This is a genomic window from Neobacillus sp. Soil_C_43 (assembly GCF_057656715.1).
Genome location: NZ_JBDGJV010000024.1, coordinates 1 through 25,622, shown reverse-complemented (window position 1 = coordinate 25,622; position 25,622 = coordinate 1). Strand labels below are relative to the sequence as shown.

General features: G+C 40.4%; 22 protein-coding genes and 1 riboswitch. Of the genes, 16 read left to right on the top strand and 6 right to left on the bottom strand.

Going from position 1 to position 25,622, the window contains the following annotated elements:
* Positions 1-82: 82 nt before the first annotated feature.
* The 9 genes from liaF (at position 83) to AC3A54_RS22865 (ending at position 10,568) form a co-directional block, all read left to right on the top strand.
* Entirely contained in the window at positions 83-817 is a 735-nt protein-coding gene (liaF, locus tag AC3A54_RS22905; RefSeq protein ID WP_335547287.1) for a cell wall-active antibiotics response protein LiaF, read from the top strand.
* Positions 814-1,863, top strand: a complete 1,050-nt coding sequence (locus AC3A54_RS22900) for a sensor histidine kinase (protein ID WP_335547285.1) — start codon at positions 814-816, stop codon at positions 1,861-1,863. Before liaF ends, AC3A54_RS22900 begins: the two co-directional genes overlap by 4 nt.
* Entirely contained in the window at positions 1,856-2,488 is a 633-nt protein-coding gene (locus AC3A54_RS22895) for a response regulator transcription factor (protein WP_487656333.1), read from the top strand. The genes AC3A54_RS22900 and AC3A54_RS22895 overlap by 8 nt, the downstream gene beginning before the upstream one ends.
* A gap of 323 nt (positions 2,489-2,811) precedes the next feature.
* A complete protein-coding gene (gene efeO / locus AC3A54_RS22890) occupies positions 2,812-3,660 on the top strand; it encodes an iron uptake system protein EfeO (RefSeq protein ID WP_487656332.1) in 849 nt (282 codons plus the stop codon).
* Positions 3,661-4,929, top strand: a complete 1,269-nt coding sequence (gene efeB, locus AC3A54_RS22885; RefSeq protein WP_487656331.1) for an iron uptake transporter deferrochelatase/peroxidase subunit — start codon at positions 3,661-3,663, stop codon at positions 4,927-4,929.
* A 27-nt stretch (positions 4,930-4,956) separates the two neighbouring features.
* Positions 4,957-6,717 carry an FTR1 family protein gene (locus tag AC3A54_RS22880; RefSeq protein WP_487656330.1) on the top strand — a complete coding sequence of 587 codons (1,761 nt, stop codon included), beginning with the start codon at positions 4,957-4,959 and terminating at the stop codon, positions 6,715-6,717.
* Between the two features lie 112 nt (positions 6,718-6,829).
* A complete protein-coding gene (locus AC3A54_RS22875; protein ID WP_487656329.1) occupies positions 6,830-8,170 on the top strand; it encodes a polysaccharide biosynthesis protein in 1,341 nt (446 codons plus the stop codon).
* Positions 8,171-8,271: 101 nt separating this feature from the next.
* The gene (locus tag AC3A54_RS22870; protein WP_487656328.1) at positions 8,272-8,790 is read left to right on the top strand and encodes an RNA polymerase sigma factor; all 519 of its coding nucleotides are present in this window, start codon (positions 8,272-8,274) and stop codon (positions 8,788-8,790) included.
* Between the two features lie 41 nt (positions 8,791-8,831).
* A complete protein-coding gene (locus AC3A54_RS22865) occupies positions 8,832-10,568 on the top strand; it encodes an aromatic amino acid hydroxylase (protein WP_487656327.1) in 1,737 nt (578 codons plus the stop codon).
* Positions 10,569-10,612: 44 nt separating this feature from the next.
* On the opposite strand, the gene AC3A54_RS22860 is transcribed toward AC3A54_RS22865, so the two are convergent.
* On the bottom strand, positions 10,613-11,251 hold the full coding sequence (locus AC3A54_RS22860) for a Bax inhibitor-1/YccA family protein (RefSeq protein WP_335547267.1): 639 nt from the start codon (positions 11,249-11,251) through the stop codon (positions 10,613-10,615).
* Positions 11,252-11,299: 48 nt separating this feature from the next.
* Positions 11,300-11,701: a large conductance mechanosensitive channel protein MscL gene (mscL, locus tag AC3A54_RS22855; RefSeq protein WP_487656326.1), complete on the bottom strand. Its 402-nt coding sequence runs from the start codon at positions 11,699-11,701 to the stop codon at positions 11,300-11,302.
* A gap of 144 nt (positions 11,702-11,845) precedes the next feature.
* A riboswitch (PreQ1 riboswitch) is annotated at positions 11,846-11,892 on the top strand.
* Positions 11,893-11,974: 82 nt separating this feature from the next.
* Here mscL and queF point away from each other — a divergent pair.
* Positions 11,975-12,475, top strand: coding sequence for a preQ(1) synthase (gene queF / locus AC3A54_RS22850; RefSeq protein ID WP_309866633.1), 501 nt, complete (start codon positions 11,975-11,977; stop codon positions 12,473-12,475).
* A gap of 63 nt (positions 12,476-12,538) precedes the next feature.
* Here queF and AC3A54_RS22845 read toward each other — a convergent pair whose 3' ends face one another.
* Positions 12,539-14,041 (bottom strand): LuxR C-terminal-related transcriptional regulator, encoded by a 1,503-nt coding sequence (locus AC3A54_RS22845; protein ID WP_487656325.1) that lies wholly within the window; start codon positions 14,039-14,041, stop codon positions 12,539-12,541.
* A 377-nt stretch (positions 14,042-14,418) separates the two neighbouring features.
* Between AC3A54_RS22845 and AC3A54_RS22840 the strand changes: the two genes are divergently transcribed.
* Genes AC3A54_RS22840 through AC3A54_RS22830 form a run of 3 tightly spaced genes read left to right on the top strand, consistent with a single transcriptional unit; the run spans position 14,419 to position 16,582 of the window.
* Entirely contained in the window at positions 14,419-14,994 is a 576-nt protein-coding gene (locus AC3A54_RS22840; RefSeq protein ID WP_335530422.1) for a DUF6230 family protein, read from the top strand.
* A gap of 15 nt (positions 14,995-15,009) precedes the next feature.
* Positions 15,010-15,396: a DUF6114 domain-containing protein gene (locus AC3A54_RS22835; protein ID WP_335530424.1), complete on the top strand. Its 387-nt coding sequence runs from the start codon at positions 15,010-15,012 to the stop codon at positions 15,394-15,396.
* Positions 15,397-15,409: 13 nt separating this feature from the next.
* Complete coding sequence (locus AC3A54_RS22830; protein WP_487656324.1) at positions 15,410-16,582, top strand: hypothetical protein; 1,173 nt, start codon at positions 15,410-15,412, stop codon at positions 16,580-16,582.
* A 42-nt stretch (positions 16,583-16,624) separates the two neighbouring features.
* Here AC3A54_RS22830 and AC3A54_RS22825 read toward each other — a convergent pair whose 3' ends face one another.
* Positions 16,625-17,857 carry an aminopeptidase gene (locus tag AC3A54_RS22825; protein ID WP_335547258.1) on the bottom strand — a complete coding sequence of 411 codons (1,233 nt, stop codon included), beginning with the start codon at positions 17,855-17,857 and terminating at the stop codon, positions 16,625-16,627.
* A 363-nt stretch (positions 17,858-18,220) separates the two neighbouring features.
* Positions 18,221-19,492: an MDR family MFS transporter gene (locus AC3A54_RS22820; RefSeq protein WP_487656323.1), complete on the bottom strand. Its 1,272-nt coding sequence runs from the start codon at positions 19,490-19,492 to the stop codon at positions 18,221-18,223.
* A 791-nt stretch (positions 19,493-20,283) separates the two neighbouring features.
* Here AC3A54_RS22820 and AC3A54_RS22815 point away from each other — a divergent pair.
* Together AC3A54_RS22815 and hutH are read left to right on the top strand one after the other, a co-directional pair.
* The gene (locus AC3A54_RS22815) at positions 20,284-22,473 is read left to right on the top strand and encodes a DNA topoisomerase III (RefSeq protein ID WP_487656322.1); all 2,190 of its coding nucleotides are present in this window, start codon (positions 20,284-20,286) and stop codon (positions 22,471-22,473) included.
* Positions 22,474-22,797: 324 nt separating this feature from the next.
* Positions 22,798-24,324 carry a histidine ammonia-lyase gene (hutH, locus tag AC3A54_RS22810; protein WP_487656321.1) on the top strand — a complete coding sequence of 509 codons (1,527 nt, stop codon included), beginning with the start codon at positions 22,798-22,800 and terminating at the stop codon, positions 24,322-24,324.
* Positions 24,325-24,358: 34 nt separating this feature from the next.
* Here hutH and AC3A54_RS22805 read toward each other — a convergent pair whose 3' ends face one another.
* A complete protein-coding gene (locus AC3A54_RS22805) occupies positions 24,359-24,568 on the bottom strand; it encodes a hypothetical protein (RefSeq protein ID WP_335547249.1) in 210 nt (69 codons plus the stop codon).
* A gap of 146 nt (positions 24,569-24,714) precedes the next feature.
* Between AC3A54_RS22805 and AC3A54_RS22800 the strand changes: the two genes are divergently transcribed.
* A complete protein-coding gene (locus AC3A54_RS22800) occupies positions 24,715-25,092 on the top strand; it encodes a DnaJ family domain-containing protein (protein WP_308080877.1) in 378 nt (125 codons plus the stop codon).
* The last annotated feature ends 530 nt before the right edge of the window (positions 25,093-25,622 follow it).

Here is a 25,622-nt window from a genome sequence, read left to right as displayed (position 1 = left end):
TTCTAAAGAAGGCGTAGGTTTCTACGCCTTTTATCCCATGAACAATTAATAAATACATAAGGTAAAAAGGGAGGGTGAGCCGATGATTAAAAATAAAAAAAATGATTACTTAGGATGGCTTGTATTCATCGGTATAGTCATTTTGCTATTGGAGATTTTATTTTTCAATAAAGGGCTCATTTTCTCCCTTATTATCGCAGGTGGACTGATTTATATTAGCAGGAAAAAGGCTGGCCGTAAGTCTGGTAAGATCCTTTTCATTGCTGGAATTATTATCTTTGTTATAAGTGTCTTTAATATGATGACCTTTCGCTTCTTATTATTAGCGATATTACTACACTTTTTTATCCAATACTTACAATCAAAGAAGAATCCAAAGAAGATTCCATTAGATATTCAGACTCAAGAAACAACTGCCCAGGAAGAGACGGTTATTAAAGTTGAGCCGTTGTTTGAAAATGTGTTGTTGGGTCAGCAAAAGACACCAGTAGGCGTGTACGAATGGAAGGATGTTAACATCCAGACCGGAATAGGGGATACCGTTATTGACCTCAGTTACACGATGCTGCCAAAAGGGGAAACAGTAATTTTCATCCGAAACGTTATCGGTAATATTCACATCCATGTTCCATATGAAATAGATGTATGTATTAACCACTCCTGTGTGGTAGGTTCAACAGCAGTGTTTGGAAACCATGAACCTAAGATTTTTAATCAAGTTTTTCAATTGAAAACTCCTGGTTATGAGGAGTCAGAGCAAAAGGTGAAAATCTTTACCTCACTTATTGTTGGGAATTTAGAGGTGAGCCGGATATGAGTACAACCCAGCGCCAGATCGTCTGGAGTGTCGCTTGCTCGTTCCTCATGGCCCTTATTGTTGCAGCAATTTTCACCATTGTGTTTCCATTAAACAGCTGGTCTGAATTGTGGAAACGGCATTTCATGGATATTCCATTTGTTATTTTTATTCCTGCTTTCAGCATTGTCATTGGGATTCTCTTGGGTGGGGTTTCTGGTTTATTTTGGCGGAAACAGTTTCTTGCTATTGATCATTCCCTTCATCAATTGGAGCAGGGAAGAGCAGCGGAGGCAGAAGGTAAGCCTGCCATTGCAGAAATGCAAACCATTGCCGAGCGGATTGATAAAATTGGTAAACAAATGTCAGAGCAAGTGAAGTTGTCCCAACGTTTAGCTACTGAAAAAGTAGAAGATCAGGAAGCAAGGATTCAAGAAATTATTGAGCAGGAACGAAACCGTCTTGCACGTGAATTACATGATTCAGTCAGTCAGCAACTTTTTGCCGCATCAATGATGATGTCCGCCATTAATGAAACAAAACAAGAGTCTGAAAATGAGCGCGAAGCAAAGCAGTTGAAATTGGTGGAAGAGATGATTCATCAATCCCAGCTTGAAATGCGTGCGCTCCTTCTTCATTTGCGTCCCGTTGCCTTAAAGAATAAAACGCTGCAGGAAGGAATGGAAGAGCTGTTAGTCGAATTATCTCAAAAGGTAACAATGGATATTAATTGGAAAGTAGAAGATTTTCCATTAGATAAAGGTGTCGAAGATCATCTCTTCCGGATTCTGCAGGAATCAATCTCAAACACCTTGAGACACTCGAAAGCAAGCAGCTTAGAGGTGCTGATGGTCAAACGAGATGATTTTGCTATTCTTAGGATTGTTGATGATGGAATTGGTTTTGAAGTAAACGAGATGAAAGCCGGTTCTTACGGGATGCAAAATATGCATGAACGGGCACTAGAGGTTGGCGGTACCTTAAAAGTCATTAGTGTCAAAAATAAAGGAACAAGGCTGGAAGTGAAAATTCCAGTGATGATAAATGGAGATGGTGCGAATGATTAGAGTCGTGTTTGTTGATGATCATGAAATGGTGAGAATCGGGGTTTCCTCTTATTTATCCGCGCAACCTGACATTGAAGTGGTAGGTGAAGCAGATGATGGGAAAAAAGGGGTCGAGCTTGCTCTCGAACTGCGACCGGATATCATTTTAATGGATTTGGTTATGAAGGAAATGGATGGGATTGAGGCAACAAGGCAAATCGTCGAACAATGGCCGGAAGCAAAGGTTATTATTGTTACAAGCTTCTTAGATGATGAGAAGGTGTACCCAGCCCTGGAGGCAGGAGCAACCAGCTATATGCTGAAGACTTCTAAAGCTGGTGAAATTGCCAATGCTGTTCGTGCTACATACCATGGTCAATCCGTACTTGAGCCGGAAGTGACGGGAAAAATGATGGTGAAGATGCGCCAGAAACATAATCATCTGCCACACGAAGATCTGACCAGCCGGGAATTAGAAATCCTGCTACTAATGGCAGAGGGAAAAGCCAACCAGGATATTGCAGATGAATTGTTCATCGCATTAAAGACCGTCAAAACCCATGTCAGCAACATCCTAAGTAAGCTAAATGTACAAGACCGAACCCAAGCAGTAATCTATGCGTTTAAGCATTCTTTAATCAAATAAAACCGAGAAACTATCCATAAAACAGGATAGTTTTTTTTATTTAATTGACTGTGTTACAGAACAGTGTTGATATTTTACACCCTGTTGATTGGAGCGGAAGGCACGAAGACTCCTGTGGGAGTATGGTTCAGGGGAGACCCCGCAGGCGCAAGCGCCGAGGAGGCTCGCCGAAACACCCACGGAAAGCGAAGTGCCTGGTGCGGAAATCAACAGGCAAGTTAACAGCGCTAAATTAATTAAAAAAGTAATTGAAAATTCTTCTCAATTACTGTTATTATATTAATAATGAAAATCATTATCATTTACCAGGAGGGTTTTTACATATGAAACTACTAAAAATATCAGGAACGTTATTATTATCTAGCAGTCTTCTATTCGGATGCTCAAATACAGAGAAGACTTCAACAACGGAAAAAGTCAAAGAAACAAAGACTCAAGCTTCGGCGGCTCTTGAAGGGGTATCAAAAGAGTACCGTGAATACGCGATCGGTGAAATTGAGGAGTTTGTTAAGGCAACAGAAACTTTTACAACTGCTGTTAAAAATGGAGAAGTGGAGAAAGCGAAACAACTTTATGCACCAGCGCGGATGCACTACGAACGGGCAGAACCAATCGCAGAGGTATTCGGTGATCTCGATCCTAAAATTGATGCACGTGAAGGGGACGTACCGGAAGCGGAATGGGGCGGCTACCATAAACTTGAAAAAGGTCTATGGATCGACAACACTACAAAAGGGTATGAGCAAATCGCCGATCAACTAATGAAAGACGTTAATCTATTACGTGCGAAGGTAGATACCGTAGAGGTGACACCTGACCTGTTAATTACCGGAGCGGTCGATTTATTAAACGAGGTATCGACTTCAAAAGTAACTGGAGAAGAAGACCGTTACTCTCATACGGATCTATATGATTTTGCTGCGAACGTAGAGGGAGCAGAAAAAATTTACAAGCTTCTTCAACCAGTCTTAAAGGAAAAAAATGAGGAAGTCTCTAAAGAAATTCAAGCTCGATTTGATGATGTATATGCTTTACTGAGTCAGCATAAAAACGGTGAAGGCTATAAACTTTATACGGAATTAACAGAGGCGCAAGTGAAGGAACTGAGTCAAGCCATCGATGCACTTGCAGAACCGCTATCTCAAATAGGAATGGTAACGGAGGCGTCTTAATTGACAACGAATACGACTAACAGCTTAGAGACATTAAATGGAAAAAAGGTTTCGCGACGCGATATCCTTAAAACAGCTGGAATCGGCGGGGTAGGAGTGATTCTCGGTGCTTCTGGTCTTGGCGGGATTCTTTCCATCCAAGAAAGCAAGGCATCAACTGCAGGAACAGATAAAGAGATTGTACCGTTTTATGGTAAACACCAAGCTGGGATCACCACAAAAACACAAAATCATGTGTATTTTGTTTCCTTAGATGTAACAACTTCGAAAAAAGAGGAATTAGTTAAGCTGTTTAAAGAATGGACAAATGCAGCTGCCTTAATGACAGAAGGCAAGGCCATCGGCGAACTCACAGGGAATGAATTTCTCCCGCCACAAGATACTGGGGAGGCAGCGGGGTTATCAGCCTCAAACTTAACTATTACCTTCGGCGTCGGACCTTCTCTTTTTCAAAAAGAAAATCAAGACCGGTTTGGGCTGAAACATAAGCAGCCGAAAGAATTAGTCGATCTCCCAAAATTTCCGCTAGATGCCTTAGAAGAAGAATGGACTGGCGGGGATTTGTGTATTCAAGCTTGTGCGGATGATTTGCAGGTAGCATTCCATGCGGTAAGAAACCTCATTCGCATTGCGAGAGGAAAAGCAACCTTACGATGGGCACAAACAGGGTTCCAACGTACGAAACAAGCAGATGCCAATAATGAAACACCGAGAAATTTATTTGGCTTCAAGGATGGCACCATTAATCCTGATGTAAATGATGAAACGGTCATGAACGAGCAGTTGTGGGTTCAGCCGGGTGATGGCCCTGATTGGCTTGTGGATGGAAGCTACCTTGTTGTCAGACGAATTCAGATGTTTATCGAGGTTTGGGACCGAACCAACTTAAAGGAACAGGAAAATACATTTGGAAGACATCGTGTGAGTGGCGCCCCATTTGGTAAAAAAGATGAATTTGATAAAGTCGATCTAAAATCCATACCGGCCGATTCACATGTACGGTTATCGCATGGAGATGGGTCACAGCAAATTCTTCGCAGAGCTTATTCGTATTCCGATGGAATGGATAAGAAAACAGGCAGCTTTGATGCAGGATTATTGTTTTTAGGTTTTCAGCGCTGGCCAAGTAAACAATTTATCCCGATTCAAAATAGACTAGCGAAAATGGATAAATTAAATGAATATACATCCCACCGTGGCAGTGCAATTTTCGCCTGTTTACCAGGAGTCAAAAAGGGAAGTTTCATTGGAGAGACACTATTTAACTAGTGTTTTTCCTTTTAAGGAGAGAGACTAATGCAGAGACTTACTATTAAGCCATTATTATTACTAACGGTACTTTTCATCCTATTCCAAACCTACCAACCCGTATCAGCGGCAGAAAATCATGATGAACTGTTTGTCCTGATTGGAGACAGTTTAATGAAGGCAAAGGATGGGGATCTAGCTGTTGTTTCTAGTAATATGGAACAATTTGCGGCTGATTGGAAGGAAATGAAGAAAGCAGATAGTAAGCAGGCTAAAAAGGTTGACCAAGAGCTTAAAGAGGTTCAAAGCTTACTAGCTAAAGGAAATGTGAAAAAAGAGACACTTGCCAAAAGCCTTTCGTCTCTTTCACGTGCAGTGGTTTTGTATGATGAGGAACAAAATCCACAGGATAAAGAAAAAGCAAACGAACAGGTCAAACAATTACTTCCACTCATTAGCACGATGGAGAGTTCAATTGAAAATGGAGAGACTGTTAGTTTAAAAGGTCAATATCAGAAAATATTGAACCAGTGGACTGCCTCGGAAAAACTTGTTCATGATCAAAGCATTGCGGCATATGGAAATATCGAAAAATATATGGCTCTCATACGAATTGCGATTACACAAGAGCCAGCTGACCTGGAAAAAGCAAAAGAAAACCTTGAACAGTTAACGATAGAAGTGGATAACTTTTTAACTGGAAAGGCTTCAAAGCAACTCCAGGGTGAGGCTTCACTTTCTGATATAGCGGCTTTGTTGGAAAAAGCAGAAAAGCAAATGGCTGAAAAGGACTATAAGGCAGCAAGTGACAAACTTAATGAAATTCTTACTGTATGGCCAATGGTAGAAGGCGATGTTCAGACGAGGGACAGTGGGTTGTATAGTGATATCGAGACGAAAGTCCCTACGGCAATTAGTCTGTTAAATTCTGAAAAAGTGAAGGCTCAAAAAGCTACTGATATCATTAAGGAAATCAGTGACCGCCTTGCCCCATTATTAAGCAAAACGAATTACACATTATGGGATGCAGCCCTCATCCTTTTACGTGAAGGATTAGAGGGATTACTAGTTGTCGCCACACTAATTGCCTTTTTGAAAAAGATGGGCCAGTCTTCAAAACAAAAGTGGATATGGTCTGGGGTTGTTGCAGGGATTTTAGCTAGTGCGGTTTTAGCGATTATCATCAACATCGTCTTTTCACAAATCGTCGCTGCATCAAGCAGGGAGTATATTGAGGGATTAACCGGTGTGGTTGCAGTTGTGATGATGCTGACAGTAGGGGCTTGGCTCCATAATAAATCGAGTATTGGAAATTGGAACAAGTACATCAATCAACAAATGCATCAGGCAATCGCCAAGGGTAGCCTTCTCTCGTTTTCCTTCATTAGTTTTCTATCCGTCTTTCGTGAAGGAGCAGAGACGATTATCTTCTATACAGGAATTACTCCCTATATAAGTTTAATGCAGCTCATTAGCGGTGTCTTGTTAGCGATAGTTATTTTAGTCATTGTCGGCTTTGTGATTATCAAGTACAGTGTGAAGATTCCTATTCGACTTTTCTTTAAAACGGCCACGATTCTAATATACTTTTTGGCATTTAAAATTCTTGGCATCAGTATTCATGCATTGCAAATATCTAATGTGATCCCGACCAGTACGGTTGAAGGATTCCCATTTGTGGATTGGATTGGACTTTATCCAACTTGGGAAACCACCTTATCTCAAGTGTTTTTACTTATAGTCATTATGTTTATTGTGTTTTTTATGAAAAAAAGAGAAGGAAAACAGATGGTTTCTGCAGAAGTTTAAAAGGGCGCTCATACGCCCTTTTTTTCGTCATTCGAAAAAAATTCCCCTACTAATCTTACAACTTGTCTCATAGGTTATTAAAAGTAAGATTGGGTCAAAGGGGAGTCGATGTATGGCTATTTACTATAGAGGAATCTTATTTTTAGCAGCTTCCGCCTTTTTAGGGGAAGGGATTGAAGTGCTGGTGAATATGATTCTTGCACGAGAGCTGGGATCACACGGATTAGGGCTTTATATGTCCATCCTGCCTTCTATCTTTTTAATCGTTTTACTATCAAGTTTTGAACTTCAGGTATCCATTTCTAAGTTTATTGCTGAAAGAGAAGAGCGCTACCATCGGAATATTTTGCATCATGCGATTACCATAACAGTTGTATTTACCAGTATTCTTTTTTTGTTAACAGCGGCTGTGCTTCCATTTATTCCAGTCTTTAATGCCTATCATCCTTATATTCGATGGCTGGTGATGATTCTTATTCCTGTTATTGCGTTTACTAGCGTTGCCAGAGGATATTTTATGGGTAAACAGCAGATGGGGAGAATCGCCATCTCTAACTTTATAAGAAAAATCATCCAACTTGGTGGATTGTTTATCCTCTTCCGTTTGTTTGAATTTGATTCACAGGAATCACTGTTAATTGCTATTGGTACTTTGATTGGCAGTGAAATTGTCGTTTTTCTTTACTTAGTCTACTTGTTTATTATTCAATTCCAACAATTGAAGCGCCAGCCTTTTTCCAACATCAATCGCAAAGTGGTACGGAAGAATCTAATGGCCGTTTCCGTCCCTACGACAGGCCTTCGCTTGTTTTCTGCTTTCACTGGCGCGATTCAACCATTTATCATCAAGGCCGCATTGGTACACTCAGGAATGTCTAATGTAGTGGCAACCGAACAATTTGGAATGTTAATGGGCGTAGCTGTATCAATCGGATTTTTTCCGGCCTTTATTGCCCATTCTTTAATGATTGTCCTGATTCCGGCCGTATCAAAAACCCATTCGCAAAAGGATTATCCTACTCTACAAAAAATGCTGCAACAGGTGATGAAGCTTACTTTTATCTATGGAGTCGCAGCAGTAACCATTTTTTATTTTTTTGCTCCTGAATTAACATCGCTATTTTTTAAATCAGATACATCGGCTGTATTTTTGCAATTACTGTGGCCATATTTCTTATTTCACTTTTTTATCATGCCAATGCAGGCCTTTATGATCGGTCTTGATTTGATTAAGGATGCCTTTATACACATCGTTTGGTCAATTGTCATCTCCTTTGGGCTCGTCTTATGGCTTGGTTCCTCGCCGGATTGGCGAATGAACGGAGTGATTATAGGAATGAATACAGGGTCCATTCTACTAGCACTGATGCATTATCTAACCATCTGTAAAAAAATTGGCGTGTCTGTCTTTATGAAGGGCGTGAAAATTGGGGACAGTCCCCCGTTGCGCTAAAGCGCCGGGGGACTGTCCCCAAAAAGGAAAGTGTAGGGGTTCGGTCTGTCCATTCCGTCTATTAAGATAGAAAGTTTTTTTGTGTGGAGGGAATGGTAGAAATGAAACAGCAATTAGTGAATTCGTTTGAAGAATTAGTCAATGAATATGGGAAAACCATCTATAAATATATTTATTCGTTAGTCAAACATAAGGAACTTGCGGAGGATCTATATCAGGAGGTATTACTCTCTGCTTATTTAGCATATCCTTCAATTAAGGAGCAGGGTAAATACAAAAGCTGGTTATATACGATCGCCATCAATAAATGCCGTGATTATTGGCGGAAGGAAAATAAATCAAAGCATTTTTGGAAGGAAGAGGTGTATTCGTATTCTGTCTCAGTCGAATCTCCCTACATTCCAGAAGAGGAAGTCCTACATAATTTTTCTGCTCAGCAAATGGCGGAAAAGATAAACCTATTACCCGAAATTTATCGATATCCTATTTATCTTTATTATTATAAAGATCTGTCTCTAGTAGAAATTGCGAAAAAAAGTAATCTTCCTATGTCTACTGTTAAAACAAGAATGAAAAGGGCGAAGGAACGGCTCCGACCAAAAATGCTATCACTAGCTTAAATGCTCCATATGTAATTATTCTTTGAAAAGGGGAGTTTAAGATGACTGGAAAAGGAACAAAAAATATTCCTGCCAATTTACTGCCATACATCTCAAAGCAACATTACCATCGTTATACGCCAATTGAGCATGCAGTTTGGCGTTTTGTTATGAAGCAAAATCATTATTTCCTAAAGGAAATTGCCCATCCTGCATATGTGAATGGATTAAGGGATTCAGGGATCAAGACGGAATCCATTCCAAAAGTCGAGGATATGAATACGAGTCTTTCGAAGGTTGGCTGGGGGGCGGTGACCATTGATGGACTTATTCCGGGCTCTGCTTTTTATGGCTTTTTAGCTAACCGTCTCTTACCGATTGCGACAGAGATTCGAAACGTACAAAACATTGCTTATACGCCGGCACCGGATATGCTTCATGAAGCGGCAGGGCATGCTCCTATTTTATTAGATGAAGCCTACCGCGAATTTGTAAGGAAAATCGGGGAAATGGGTGCAAAGGCTCTTTCAAGTAAAGAAAAAGCACAGGTGTTTATGGCGGTTCGTCATTTAACAATTGTGGCAGAAGACCCCAATTCGACTCCGGAGCAAGTAAAAGAAGCGGAGTTGAAGGTAACGGAGGCACGCAGTAAATTGCAAGGTTTAACGGAAGCAGATAAGGTTTCACGGCTGTTTTGGTGGACGGTCGAATATGGGTTAATAGGTGAACTCGATAATCCCAAAATATATGGCGCTGGCTTACTATCATCGGTAGGCGAGAGCCAAAGCTGTTTGAAGGATGACGTCCGAAAAATTCCTTTTTCGGTTGAAGAATGTATCAAAACACCATATGATGTGACGAAACCACAGCCACAGTTATTTGTTTGTAAAAGCTTTGATGACTTAGTCGCAGCTATCGATGACTTTGCCTCGACTATGGCCTTTAGAAAAGGTGGAACGGAGAGTCTCGTTCAAGCGCTGCAGACAGACAATACGGCAACGATTTGTTTTTCCTCTGGGTTGCAGGTTACAGGAACCCTAGCTGATATCTTAATTAATGATAAGAGAGAAGCTGTTTATTTCAAGACAAAGGGACCAACAGCGTTGGCCTACAACAATCAACAATTGGATGGGCATGGGAAGGAAACACACCGGAAGGGTTTTGGTACACCAATTGGACGCTTAGAGGGAAATGTAGTCTTAGAACATTGCTCGATGGCTCAATTGAAGGATTTGGGGATTGAGATTGATAAGAAGGTTCAATTATCATTTGAAAGCGGAGTGCTTGTTGAGGGAACGGTAAAAGATATACTTCTTAGAGATTCCAAACCTGTTATTATCTCCTTTAAAGACTGCCAAGTAACCTATAAGGACCAGGTTTTGTTTGATCCAGCATGGGGGACATTCGATATGGCCGTGGGTGCAAGCATTGATTCGGTCTTTGCTGGTGCTGCAGATCCAAATGCTTATTTTGAATGGACAGAGATAGAAGATACAGAGGAAGTTGTTGATAAGCAAGAATGGAATGAACTGGAAAATTTATATGAAGAGATTCGCCACATACGTGAAGGCTCGATTTGGGATGAACAAAGTGCGGCCCTTGTAGGGGAAGTTTTAGCCATCTTAGATGACCGATATCCCAAAGAGTGGTTGCTGCGCTTAGAGATTCTCGAACTTTATAAACGGAATGATGCCATTCATCAAAATGTAAACGTTGTTATGGATAAACTACAAAATGCTGCTTGGGACTTATCTGTTAAACAAATGATTAACCGGGGATTAACCTTAATCAATAATTAGTTGCAAAAAAGGAGCTTGGAATGTGATCCAAGCTCCTTTTACTATTAATCTTTACTTGAGAGAATACCCAAGATACGAAGAATGCTGATAAATAGGTTAATAAAATCAAGGTATAAGTTTAAGGCCATCAATGGAACTTCTTCTGCTCTTACACCGTAATGCTTCATTCGGCTGATATCAAAAAGTACATACCCGCTAAATACGACTACACCAATAAAGGAGTAAGCCAGCATTCCTGTTGAGCTTAACGGGAAGAAAATATTAAAGATGGAGATGGCTACTAAAGCAAGCAGGGCAGCAAGTAAAAATCCACCTAAAAACGAGAAATTACGTTTTGATTTTGCGGCATAAATAGAAATACCCGTAAAGACAACGGTAGTACTTGCAAAGGCCATAACTACTACGTTGGCTCCTGCTGTCGCTAGATAATGAGCGACGATTGGATATAGTGTGATTCCTGAAATAAAGGTAAAGACATAAAGGAATGAGTACGAGATGGCTTTTTTTCGTCTAAAAAAGAATGCAGCCATAAGCATCACAAATTCTACAATCATTAATGGGATAAAGAGTGCCGGTGGTACTACAAACGCACCAGCCATCGTGCCTAAGAAAGCGATAGCAAGCGATAGAGCAAATGTCCGTAATACGGATGGCATAAACTCAGTAGATGTTTGAGTATACAAGTTTTTCACCTCTAAATTTATTTGTTATTAGAATATACGTACAAGAGGTCAAGATGTTTCATTTTTTCTTAAAATATCTCGATCTTCCTTTAATAAGTCGCGAATTTCAGCTAAAAGTTCTTCTTGGCGGTCAATTTTTGCTACAACCACAGCGGGTTCCTCTTTCTTTTTAAAGCGATTAATGAATTTGACAAATAGGAAAATGGAGAAGGCAATAATGAAGAAATCCACCACATTTTGGATGAATTGTCCATACTTTAGTTGGGCTCCCCCTATTTTTACCATAAGTTTTGTAAATTCTACGCCTCCTAAGAGTAGACCTACTAATGGCATAATAACATCGGCAACTAGTGAAGAAACAATTTTTCCAAATGCCCCCCCAATAATAACCCCGACTGCTAAATCAATCACATTGCCCTTCATGGCAAATTGTTTAAATTCTTTCCACATGGCATACTACCTCCTTCATTATATTTAGTATTATTGTACCTTTATACTCTATCCTTCTCAAGGTTTCCAATAAAATGCTGATTGACAGTGGACGCAAAATTAACTATAGTTACTATGAAATTAATTACATGGATACCCGAATACTTGGGAGAGGTTCATAGCAGACACCCTCTATAAAAAACTATGGAAATGGAGAATTCAACCATATCCTTAGGATATGGTTTTTTATTTCTTTCTTATAGTTATAACCGGGTTATATAAGGAGGACTAACAATGGCAGAAGGAAGAACAGAAGCTGAATTAGAAGGTGTAACATTACTAGGAAATCAAGGAACAAAGTATTTATTTGAATACACGCCAGAGGTTCTAGAGGCGTTTGATAATAAACACCCGAACCGTGATTACTTCGTGAAATTCAATTTTCCTGAGTTTACAAGTCTTTGTCCAAAAACAGGGCAACCTGACTTTGCTACAATTTATATCAGCTATATACCGGATCAAAAGATGGTGGAAAGCAAATCGCTTAAGCTTTATCTTTTCAGCTTCCGTAATCATGGAGATTTCCATGAAGACTGCATGAATATTATCATGAATGATTTAATTAAGTTAATGGACCCTCGCTATATTGAAGTATGGGGCAAATTCACGCCAAGAGGCGGAATCTCCATTGACCCTTACTGCAACTACGGCAGACCAGGGACAAAATACGAGCAAATGGCTGATCATCGTATGATGAACCATGATCTATACCCTGAAAAAATTGATAACCGCTAAATTTGGGGACAGTCCCCCGATGCGTTAATGCGTAAAAGGAGCAGCTGCTAGCAGTTGCTCCTTTTATGAAATGAGTTTCATTTTTATGGCTTTAACAGCGGCATCCGTCCGATTTTTAGCTTCTAGTTTCTGAATGATAACGGATATATAATCTCGTACGGTATAACTGCTCAGATGGAGTTTTTCAGCGGCTTCATTGATAGATGCACCCCCGGCGATCAGTTGTAATACCTCTTTTTCACGCATGGTTAAGACAGAGTGCGTCCCGCCAAACTGGTGAAGGGTTTCATCCCATATAGAATATAACAATTCCCCGGCATAATGCCCAAATTTGATGAGCGTCGATAAGGTTTGCATGCTGATATCAAAATGCGAATTTTCACCTTGGTCTAATAGAGCAATACCAAGCAGTTTGCTTTTTGTAGGAACAAAGATGGGTAACACCACTAATGAGCGAAGTTGAAATTCATTTACATATTTTTTTGGTAACACATCTAAGGCATTAGAAAAGTAAAGCGGCTGCGAATGGGTTAACGAGTTTAAATATTTTTCTATTAAAGAGAGCCCTAATATTTCTTCTTGGATTTGCTGCACAGAAGGAATGCTGACATTATAGCCCGAAACACCAATCCCTTTATCTTCGTAATGATTATACAAAAACAACCCACAGCGATTAAATGGCATATAGTCGACTAATCCCTTTGTAATCGCCTTTACGGCATCATCCACGCTCCGTGCACGTAACAAATGCTGTAAGAAGAGAAGAGAACCATCCTTCCATTCCATCCTGCTCTCAAGCTGTTGGAGCTTTAACTGTCGAAGATACATGCCTCTAATAAAATCACATTGATGTTCTGTAATCGTCGTTCCAGGCTCCCGTACACAAACAAGTAACACATCATTCAGACAAGGTACCTGAACAATGTCACTTTCCTCCTCGCCTGTGCCGATTAGTTTATTAATCGCTGATGAAAGATGGCCGATTTGGCTGGCTTTTAAATTGGAACACATGTCGATTAAGTGGGTGTCTACTGCATAATCGTCTGAACAGACAATACTTTCAATTTGATAATTCTCCAGTTCCTTTTTAACCACAGCCGCCCACTTCATGGGAATGATATTTGTGACGATCATATTTTTAATCCACTTTTTATTTTGTTCTTCCCAGCTTTGTGTTAACAATGCCTGATCCATCATTCGTGAAAAAAATGATTGAATGGCCTGGTGGTCAAGAAAAGTAGCTGCCGATTTTTCTGCTAGAAGCTTATGAAATATATTTTCAATCGTTGAGACGAGAGAAATAGAATCGGATTCATTGTATTCGGTAGAAAATCGATTTTGCCATTCTGTGAGGATCGAATGGATGAAGGTGTCTGCATTTGGAGCTTTTCCGGATGAAATCTTCTTTAATGCAATTTTAATCATCGTATCTATTTCATCTACTAAATGATCATTTTGAATCATTATAGTAGGTTGAAGTTTCCTCCATTCCATCAAGAAGGGCTCTTTCAGTTCAAGTAAGAGGGTCAGTCCCTTTTGTACAAGCTGTTCGATTTTATGCTTCATTGTCATCCACCTCCGAAAAGAGTGTTTTTTTACATGTATGTTTATTTCCGCTCCAGGCGCGAGCGGTGCGCGGGCGTTCCGGGAGCCTCCTCGTCGTTCCTCCTGCGGGGTCTCCCGAGACCGCTACTCCCGCAGGAGTCTTCGCGCCTTCCGCTCCAATCAACAGTGTCCCAAAATCACCAATGAGCATGAACATATCTTTTTTTAAATAATACGAAGAAAAAATTTCCAATATGTCCGTAGTGAAAAAACTGTACCCGTCATTTGTCGGGGGGCTCTTTTTTTTACGATATTTTCCGTGATTGTAGGAGGATACCTTAGGTTGTATTGTAAAGGAAAGGTTGTTTATTGAAAATTGGGAAAATAGGAGGGGTTTCATGGAAAGCACGATTCAGCTTGTTGAGGGTACCACAAGTAAAAAGGTTTTTTGGTCAGCATTAGGAACAGGAATCATAGCTCTAGCCCTACTTTTAGTGTCATTTGGAATATCTGGGGTAGCCTATGCGGTACCTATTGCCGGTGTAGGAGACTTTTATGTAGAGTTTGATAAATTAGAAGGAAATGGCTATGTCTTCTACCCGAAAATGGGAGAAACAAGCTCTTCTGATTCAGCACCACAAGGGACTAATTTAATCGAAACCTTAACGATCGACAATCTACAGCTATACAAGGACTTCCAAGTTGGTGGAGAATGGATCCGGGTTAAAATAACTGCCTCCAAACCGGTACAGATTACTGGTTTGCAGCATGATGCCGGACTTATTGAAGCCAACGCCAAATTTCAGAATTTAGTACTCCAGGAAAAGCATAGCGATGACTGGCAAAAACAATTCCAGCAAACCTCTTCTAAAATTACCTTAGAGCACGCAAAATTAAAAACTCATTACTTATTTCAAAAGACGATAAATATGAACGGGATGAGATTAACAGTTGAGAAGATTAATAAGAAATAAAGAGGAGGGACTTTGATGGCATTTAAAAAGTGGCGAAAAAAGCGGCCGCTAGGGGGAGCAGTAACTACCATTCTTAGTGGTCTGATGATCTCGTGGGTCCCATTGAACCTTTATCTCAGTACATTTCTTCCTGGCTCCATAGCCATCATCGGTTTATTGTTTGGCGGAGTCATTACTTTGTTAGGTATCGTTGCCCTATTTTTTCCGAATGCATCTAAAATACTAGGAATCTTTACTATTTTTCTATCCATTCTCTCGGTGATTGGGGCATTGGGAGGCTTCCTGTTTGGAACCCTTTTTGGAATTATCGGAGGGGCGTTATTAATGGCATGGCGTCTTGCTCCCGTTCAAGTGAAGGCAGCACCTCCAAACAGAGTTGATGAGACGGTTCATACTGTCTAAAGGGGAGCGAACTATGTGGTGGAAAAGCAAGTACTTCGTTATAAACATTTGTATCCAGCTATTGTTTTTATCATTCTTCCCTTTCAACTCTGCTGTAAAGGCCGAAAGTACAGCAAATGAAGGCTTTGTTATTGAAGCGGACCGTGTTGTTGGATCGGGTATGACGGCGTCCATTGTAAAGCGGGAAACATCTGAGAGTGATCAGAAGCCCATGCTGCGATTCCACTATAAATCTGCAGTAATCTATGGAATGAGATTAACCAAGCAATTAGAATCTTCCAATGGCCCAGTTACGATATCTTTAAAAGCAAAAGGTCCCGTTACTGTAAAAGATATGACAGTGGATACATCGGCCATTTCCTTTAAAGGTGCTTGTGTCAATGCATCAGAGACGATTCCGGAGATGGGAATGGAAAATGTGGTTATGAATGCACATTATATGGAATCTGAAAACAGTATTATTGACCAATTAGTCCTCGACACAGTGGCTGGTAAGCGGGGGGCTCCTCATCCTGATCAGAGTAAACTTTTACAAGATTTAAGTAGGTTACCTATCAATCAGATAGATAAAGAAATTGAAAAAATATCAAATGGACATTTGCCGCTAACGTGTGAGGATGGTGGAAAGGGAGATGAGTCTTCTGGTAGTATCGGAGTTGTCACAGACCCGCTTCCGGATGTGGTTGGCGTAGTGACAAAGCCACTGGAGCCGGTGTTGGAGCCACTTGAACCAGTGTTGAAACCGCTAGAACCAGTGTTGAAACCACTAGAGCCAGTCCTAAAACCACTAGAACCGGTGTTAAAACCGTTAGAGCCTGTTATGAAACCGCTTGAACCAGTCTTAAAACCAGTGGAGCCAATTGTAACAGGTACAAAAGAAAAGGTTGATCAAGTCGTTCAAACGACGTGCGAGCAGTTAAAGAATGCCAATGGAGTCATCACAAAGGAATTGGCATTGGACCTGATTGATGAAGCCATTTCGAAAAAGTTACCTTTGAATTCTATCTGTCAGAATGACTCAACACTAACGAAAGAACTTCAAAGCTGGGAAAAGAGTCTATTAAGCTCACTAGGACTACTAGATTTATTAGGAAAGGTATTAAATGAGGACCCGGTTCAGCAACTTAAGAAAATGCGTGAAAAAATAGCTAAAGAAAAGGACGGAGCAGTTGTGTATTCTCAATAAAAAGGAGGATGACCATTATGGTCATCCTCTCTCTGTGTTATTTTAGAAAGCCCAATTTCCTGCTCTGAAGATTGGCTCAGATTTTCCATCGGCTGTAATCCCATCGATATCCATTTCAGGAGATCCAATCATGAAGTCTACGTGAGTAAGACTTTCATTCAGACCATTCTCAGCTAATTCCTCAGATGACATTTTCTTACCACCCTCGATACAGAAAGCATAGGCACTTCCAATCGCTAAATGGTTCGAAGCATTCTCATCAAACAAGGTATTAAAGAAAAGAACATTAGATTGGGAGATTGGCGAATTATAAGGGACTAGCGCCACCTCACCAAGATAATGTGAACCTTCGTCCGTTTCTACAAGACGCTTCAAAATTTCTTCGCCTTGTTCTGCTTGGTAACCAACAATTCGTCCGTTCTCAAATGTAATCGAGAAACGGTCAATGATGTTTCCTGCATAGCTTAACGGCTTAGTGCTTGCAACCGTACCATTAACACCCGTTCTTAATGGAACAGTGAAAACTTCTTCAGTCGGCATATTGGCCATGAATTCGAAGCCCTTTTCATTGATGCTTCCGGCACCAACCCAGATATGCTTCTCAGGAAGTTCAACCGTTAAATCTGTACCTGGAGCTGTGTAGTGAAGCTTTTGGTAGCGTTTGTCATTTAGGTATTTTACCTTTTCATGAAGCGTTTCGTCATGCTTTTTCCAAGCTTCTACTGGATTTTCTACATCCACGCGTGTAGCTTTGAAAATGGCATCCCAAAGCTTGTTTACTTGGTTTTCAGCTGGCTCATCAGGGAAAACCATAGCTGCCCAAGCTGGAGATGGAGCGGCAATAACAGTCCAGCTCACCTTATCCGATTGTGCGGCTTTACGATAATTCGCCAAAGCTTTTCCAGCCGCTTTGTTAAAGTTGGAAATACGTTCTGGATTAACGCCACTTAGCAAGTCTGGGCTTTGGGAAACAACAGACATAAAGGCAGCACCTTTTTCTGCAAGTTCATCCATTTCCTTTGCACGCCAAACAGGGTACTCAAGAAAAGCCTCATCTGGAGCTAAATCGTATTTTGTTCTTGTAACCGTATCATCGTTCCAGTTCACAATGACATTGTGAGCACCTGTTTCGTAGGCTTTTTTCACAACTAACCGAATAAATTCTGCCGCATCAAGAGTGGCATTGACGACCAACGTTTGGCCAGGCTGAATATTTACACCGACTTTAACAGCAAGCTCAGCATATTTCTCAAGATTTTTTTGAAAATCACTCATATGTATGTCTCCTTTTTCAGAATCTTCCTATATTGTATCGTTTTTCTTTAGAAAAAGAAACCGATAACAAAATGTAACTGGAATCTATTTACAACAAAAAAACAGTAGAGACATTTCATCTCTACTGCAGCTTGCTACCGTATACTTTTATATTAAAATAAACACCTGCTGAAAATAACACTAGAAAAGTAATGATTCCTGATACTGAGGTTGGAGACATGAATTGTGACAATTCCATACATTCCACCATCCTTATATATTAACCGTTTACAAGTTAATTATAATATTAAAAGAGGTGAATGTGAACATTTTAGTACAATTTTTCGAAACTTATTTGAACATAAATAAAAAATGGGACCGTGTTTACGATCCCATAGAGGTAGCTTTTTTTTCAAAATGAACAAACATAATCCAATACAGTACCGCACTTGCGAGGGCAAGAATGCAAAGGACGAAAAAGGTCCAGTCATAGCCAATCCACACGGTCATTGGAATAGCAAGCGGTGCAATGGTTCGGCTGATCGTAAACCGCAAGCTGGCTGCCGCAAAATACTGACCCCTCATATGCTCAGGTGCTAGCTTTGAAACGAAACTTTGCTGCAGTCCTGCCCCCATTAATTCAGCAAACGTGAAAACCGCCATTGCCAAGATTAATCCCCATATCCAATGTGTTTGACTGAAAATAACAATGGAGATGGCGTACACAATGGAGGAGAGAACGAATACATTTCTTTCATAATATTGATTCATCCACTTTGTCACAAACACCGTTAATAAGGCAACGAGCAAGCCATTTTCAGCGAGGACGATTCCAAATACCTGTTCAGCCTTAATCGTAAACGACCAATCTCCGACAGAAAAGAGTGTTTGATTTTTCACGAAATCCTTAATATAAACAGGGATTAGCAGGTCCAGTTGCATAAACGTCTGCCCAGCCAAGACTCCTGCGAGGATAAATAACAGGAAGGTCTTATCCTTAATGATGAGGGAATAATCTCTCAGTTGATTTAGTAAAAAGTAATACCACTTTCCGTCGCTAGAGAGAGCAGCATTCTGTTGAAGCGGTGCCGTTTCTCTGATCATTTTGGCAAGAATCAATCCAAATAAAATACAAACAAATCCAGCTACAAGTAACAGCTGAAAGCGGTAGTGGACATAAAAAATGGATCCTAATATAGGCCCGACCACAACTGCAATATTAATAGAGGTATAAAAAATGGCAAATACACTGCTTCTATGTTTTTCTTCCACGACATCTGCAATCATTGCCTGACTAGCAGGCCAGTAAAAGGAACCAAAAACCCCTGCAACCGCGAACGAAATAAATCCAATCCAAGGGGAATGGAGCCACGGAGAGCTGGCTGCAGCAAAAGCTAAGAAGGAAAGCCCTTGACCAATGGCGGAAAGAACCATCATTCTTTTTCGCCCGAAACGGTCTGCGCAATATCCACCCATTAAATTAGCAGCGACTGAAAAAAGCTGCGAAAAAACTAAGAGTAATCCTGCTTTATTTTTACCGAACTCGTCTGCAAAATAGATGGTTAAGAACGGGAAAAACATCCAAAAGGTAATATTCATCATAGCTTCACTATATAAGCGAACCTTTAAGTTTGGGTCCCAATCTCTAATTCTCATGTTGAATCCCCATTTCTCTATTTCATGTCAATCCATCATACTATTCTCATGGAAGGAAATTCAAGAAAAATGTAGGTAAACAAATGTGTATCTACAAAGAACCTAAGAAAGACTTAAGCGGGAAAGTGGACAGTGACTGTTGGCCACAGTAAAAAAGCTTATATGTAACTGTGAGGAGTGGACAGTGCCCGAGGCCCCACTGAAAAGGGGTGCATGGGAATTGTGAGGAGTGGACAGTGCCCGGCGCACCAGCAAAAAGGCCTGCATGTGAATTGTGAAGAGTTCACAATTCCCGAGACCCCACCAAAAATGCTTGCATGGGAACTGTGAGGAGTGGACAGTGCCCGACGCACCACTAAAAAGGCTTGCATGGGAACTGTGAAGGGTTCACAACTCCCGAGACCCCACCAAAAATGCTTGCATGGCAATTGTGAGGAGTGGACAGTGCCCGATACCCCACTAAAAAGGTTTGTATGGGAATTGTGAGGAGCGCACAGTGCCCGATGCTCCACTTAAAATGCTTGCATGGGAATTGTGAAGAGTTCACAACCCTCGATGCCCCACTAAAAAGGGTTGCATGGGAACTGTGAGGAGCTGACAGTGCCCGATACCCCACTAAAAAGGTTTGTTGGGAACTGTGAGGAGTGAACAGTGCCAGTATCCCTTAAAAAGAGTTAGAGTGGGAACTGTGAGATAAGACTATCAACTCTATTAATAGAGGTTGAATTACTGAATCCAGTTGGGACGTATGCTATAGTTAACATACGAAAACTTGAAAGGATGTTTTAAATTTGGTTAAAAGTGTAGTAATTGCTGAAAAACCTTCTGTCGCACGTGATATTGCACGTGTGCTTAATTGTCATAAAAAAGGAAATGGGTTTCTTGAAGGTGATAAATATATCGTTACATGGGCGCTAGGGCATCTAGTCACCCTTGCTGATCCAGAAAATTACGATGTGAAGTATAAAACATGGAATTTAGAAGATCTGCCTATGCTACCTGAGCGTTTGAAATTGACAGTCATTAAGCAGACTGGAAAACAGTTTCAAGCTGTTAAAAGTCAACTGACTAGAAGTGATGTTAATGGAATAATCGTGGCTACAGACGCAGGGAGAGAGGGGGAATTAGTTGCACGTTGGATTATTGATAAAGTAAAAGTCAATAAACCGATCAAACGTCTATGGATCTCCTCTGTTACGGATAAAGCGATTAAAGACGGCTTTGCCAACCTAAAGCCTGGTAAAGCATATGACAATTTATATGCTTCAGCTGTTGCACGTTCAGAAGCCGACTGGTATATCGGTCTGAATGCAACACGTGCATTAACCACCAGGTTCAATGCCCAACTAAACTGTGGTCGTGTACAAACCCCTACTGTTGCGATCATTTCAGCACGTGAGGAAGAAATTAAAAACTTCAAAGCACAAACCTATTACGGGATTGAAGCCCAAACTACAGATCAATTAAAGCTGACTTGGCAAGATGCAAAAGGGAATAGCCGTAGTTTTAATAAGGAAAGCATTGATACCATTGTTAAAAAATTGGGCAACCAAAATGCAAAAGTAACCGAAATTGAGAAAAAGCCGAAGAAGTCATTCTCTCCTGGCCTTTACGACCTAACAGAATTACAGCGTGATGCCAATAAAATATTCGGCTACTCAGCTAAAGAGACACTAAATATTATGCAAAAGTTGTACGAGCAGCATAAAGTTTTAACGTATCCCCGTACAGATTCACGCTTTATTTCGTCAGATATCGTTCCAACGATTCCAGAACGTCTGAAAGCATGTGGAATAGGCGAATATCGTTCACTAACAACTAAAATCTTAAAAAATCCAATAAAGCCTTCAAAGTCGTTTGTGGATGATAGCAAGGTATCCGATCACCATGCGATTATTCCAACGGAAGGATACGTGAATTTTTCAGCATTTACGGATAAAGAACGTAAAATTTATGACTTAGTGGTTAAGCGGTTTTTAGCAGTATTATTCCCTGCATTTGAGTACGAGCAATTAACTCTTCGTGCGAAAATCGGTGAAGAAAACTTCGTTGCTAGAGGAAAAACCATTCTATCGTTGGGTTGGAAAGAAGTGTACAATAATCGACTTGATGATGACGATAATTCAGATGATCTGAAAGAGCAACTATTACCTCGTATCGAAAAAGGTGATACATTAAACGTAAAATTAATCGCACAAACTTCAGGTCAAACTAAGCCACCGGCAAGATTTACTGAGGCGACATTACTTTCAGCGATGGAAAATCCTACGAAGTATATGGATACACAAAATAAACAACTTGCAGACACCTTAAAATCGACGGGTGGACTAGGTACTGTTGCGACACGTGCTGATATTATTGACAAGCTATTCAATTCATTTTTAATTGAAAAGCGTGGTAATGACATTTATATTACTTCTAAAGGTCGTCAATTGCTGGATTTAGTTCCTGAAGAGCTAAAATCCCCTACTTTAACTGCAGAATGGGAACAAAAGCTAGACCAAATTGCGCATGGCAAGTTAAAAAAAGAAGTATTTATCAGCGAAATGAAAAACTACACAAAGGAAATCGTTGCTGAAATTAAAGCAACGGATAAGAAATATAAGCACGATAATATTTCCACCAAATCTTGTCCAGACTGTGGGAAACCAATGCTTGAAGTGAATGGCAAAAAGGGTAAAATGCTCGTGTGCCAAGATCGTGAATGTGGACATCGTAAAAATGTCGCACGCGTCACCAATGCACGTTGCCCACAATGCCATAAAAAGCTAGAGCTACGTGGCGAAGGCGCTGGCCAAATCTTCGCATGTAAATGTGGATACCGTGAAAAGTTATCTGCTTTCGAAGCACGCCGTAAAAAAGAATCTGGTGGCAAAGTAGATAAACGTACGGTACAAAATTATTTGAAAAACCAGCAAAAAGAAGAAGAACCTATAAATAATGCATTGGCAGAAGCATTAAAAGGATTAAAGTTTGATTAATACCATATTTATTAAGGCGCTATTCCGTAAAAAGGAGTAGCGTTTTTTACATTTAATTGGAACCGTAAAGCCCTTTCGTTCATTATTCTGCTAAAGTGTTATCGTGCTAAAATTCAGAAAATTTAGTTGACAGGTTGAGTTTCCCTCTCATACAATAGTTATAATTATAATAATAAATTTGAATGGAATGATTTTTATGAGGCATCATCAAATAACAATTCCATATTTACAATCAATTATAAAAGAGGCTGAACTCCAAATCTAAGGTGATAAGGAGTCCAGCCTCTTTCTTTATTATACTAAAGTGGTAGAGGAGCGAGAAAAATGATTACATTAACAGGTGAAAGTTTAACTCTAGAACAAATGAAGGAAGTATTATACCGCGGTCAAAAGGTTCGAGCATCAGAGAAGAGTATGGAAGCAGTTAAAAAGAGCAGAGAAGCTGTCGATCGAATTGTTTCAGAATCGAGAGTAGTATATGGGATTACGACTGGGTTTGGAAAGTTCAGCGATGTGTTAATAGACAAAAATCATGTCCAGGACCTTCAACTAAATTTAATTCGCTCACATGCATGTGGTGTCGGAGAACCATTTCCTGAAATTGTTTCTAAAGCAATGGTCCTTCTTCGTGCCAATGCACTACTTAAAGGCTTTTCTGGGGTTAGACCGATTATTATTGAAAAACTCTTAGAGCTGGTTAACCTGGAGATTATTCCTGTTATTCCACAGCAGGGCTCTTTAGGCGCAAGTGGTGACTTAGCGCCATTATCCCACCTTGCCTTAGTATTAATTGGGGAAGGGGAAGTTTTTTATAAAGGAAATCAGATGGAAGCAATAAGTGCGCTTCAACAAGAAGGGATCCTCCCAGTCACATTAGAGGCGAAAGAAGGTCTGGCACTTATTAATGGGACACAAGCAATGACCGCCATGGGAGTGATTGGTTATCTAGAAGCAGAGCAGCTGGCGTTTGAAAGCGAACTGATCGCCTCAATGACTATAGAAGGATTAAATGGTATTATTGATGCCTTTGCGGAAGAAGTTCATGTAGCAAGGGGCTATAAACAGCAAATTGATACAGCCCGAAGGATTCGTGGTTATTTAAGTGATAGTTTATTAACAACGCAGCAAGGTGAATTAAGGGTACAGGATGCCTATTCCTTACGCTGTATTCCACAAGTCCATGGTGCATCATGGCAGGTCTTGGATTATGTAAAAGAAAAATTAGAAATAGAAATGAATGCAGCAACCGATAATCCGTTAATTTTTGACGATGGTGAAAAGGTCATTTCGGGAGGAAACTTCCATGGGCAGCCCATTGCTTTTGCGATGGATTTTATGAAAATTGCGGTTGCAGAATTGGCTAATATTTCAGAGCGCAGAATTGAACGCTTAGTGAATCCACAATTAAATGATTTACCGGCATTCTTAAGCCCGCAACCTGGTTTGCAATCAGGCGCCATGATTATGCAGTATGCAGCGGCGGCACTAGTATCAGAAAATAAAACTCTAGCACACCCAGCTAGTGTGGATTCGATTCCATCCTCAGCAAACCAAGAGGACCATGTGAGTATGGGAACGATTGCCTCTAGGCATGCGTATCAAATCATTCAAAACGTTAGAAGAGTTTTAGCAATTGAATTGATTTGTGCCATGCAGGCGGTTGAGATTCGTGGTGTTGAAAAAATGGCCACTCAAACGAAAAGGTTCTTTGAAAAGGGACGCGAGCAAGTAGCTTCCCTTAAACAGGACCGCGTGTTCTCAAAGGATATCGAAAAAGCAGCTAAATGGTTAAAAGAAATTGAGATTTCTCATTTTATAAAAGAATTTACTGTGGAAAAAGAACAATATTAATGGGCAACGAAAAAGGCGTGAAAACTCACGCCTTTTACTCTGTCTGATCCTGTTCAGATAGCAAGCGGGCAGTATCGCCGCGATTTTCTTCTTCATTCTCGACTCTATTTTTAAATGCTTCTCTTACTACCAGGAATTCTTCATCCCCAACTGCTTCTTTTCCTTTTTTCTCCGTTAAGCTATCTTGTGGAAAATTACCAGGATGACTCTTGTTCTTATGGTTAAAATGTTCTCCGCGTGACAAAATCAACACTCCTTTCATCTACGCATGTAGCATTCCCAAAACTTCGAAAAATAATTACGGATGGGACTGGGTTGCCATTTTAATTATTAGATGTGGCTTGATATACTTAACATAGGGAAAATGGTAATAATAAGGAGGTCTAAAGCATGGATCTGTTTCACATTGTCTCAGAAGATCGCATCAAAAAAGCTTATCAAGATGGTGAATTTGACAATCTACCAGGATTGGGTAAACCATTGCAGTTAGAAGATTTGTCAGGAATTCCTGAGGAGCTCCGTATGGCTTATAAATTGCTTAAAAATGCAGGATATACTCAGGAGGAAGGTCAGCTACGGCAAGAAATGATGACAATCGAGGGATTATTGAAGAAATGTGATGACTCCACTGAGAAGGAAAGCCTCCAAAAGAAATTGAATGAAAAACTCCTTCGGTTTAACCAACTAATGTCCAAACGAGGAGTAAAGACAAATTCAGCCATTTTTAAAAATTATGAGCAAAAGGTGCAGAAGAAAATAAAATATTAATATAAGAGGTCTTTATGAGCCCCAAGTGGATGTGGAAAAGGCAAATCGGTCGCGTAGACCCCGTCTAAGCGACCAAAATCCTTCTCCAGAAGTCAATACGGTTGCATAGACCCCGTCTAAGCGGCCAAAATCCTTCTCCAGAAGGCAATACGGTCGCATAGACCCCGTCTAAGCGACCAAAATCATTCTCCAGAAGGCAATACGGTCGCATAGACCCCGTCTAAGCGACCAAAATCATTCTCCAACAGGCAATACGGTCGCGTAGACCCGTCTAAGCGACCAAAATCATTCTCCAGAAGGCAATACGGTTGCATAGACCCCGTCTAAGCGACCAAAATCATTCTCCAGAAGGCAATATGGTGGCATAGACCCCGTCTAAGCGACCAAAATCAATCTCCAGAAGGCAATACGGTCGCATAGACCCCGTCTAAGCGACCAAAATCAATCCCCAGAAGTCAAGTCCATTTAATTGTGTAAAAGTGTCAACAATGTTTTCGCTTGTAAAAAAAGAATGAGTATAGTGAACTACA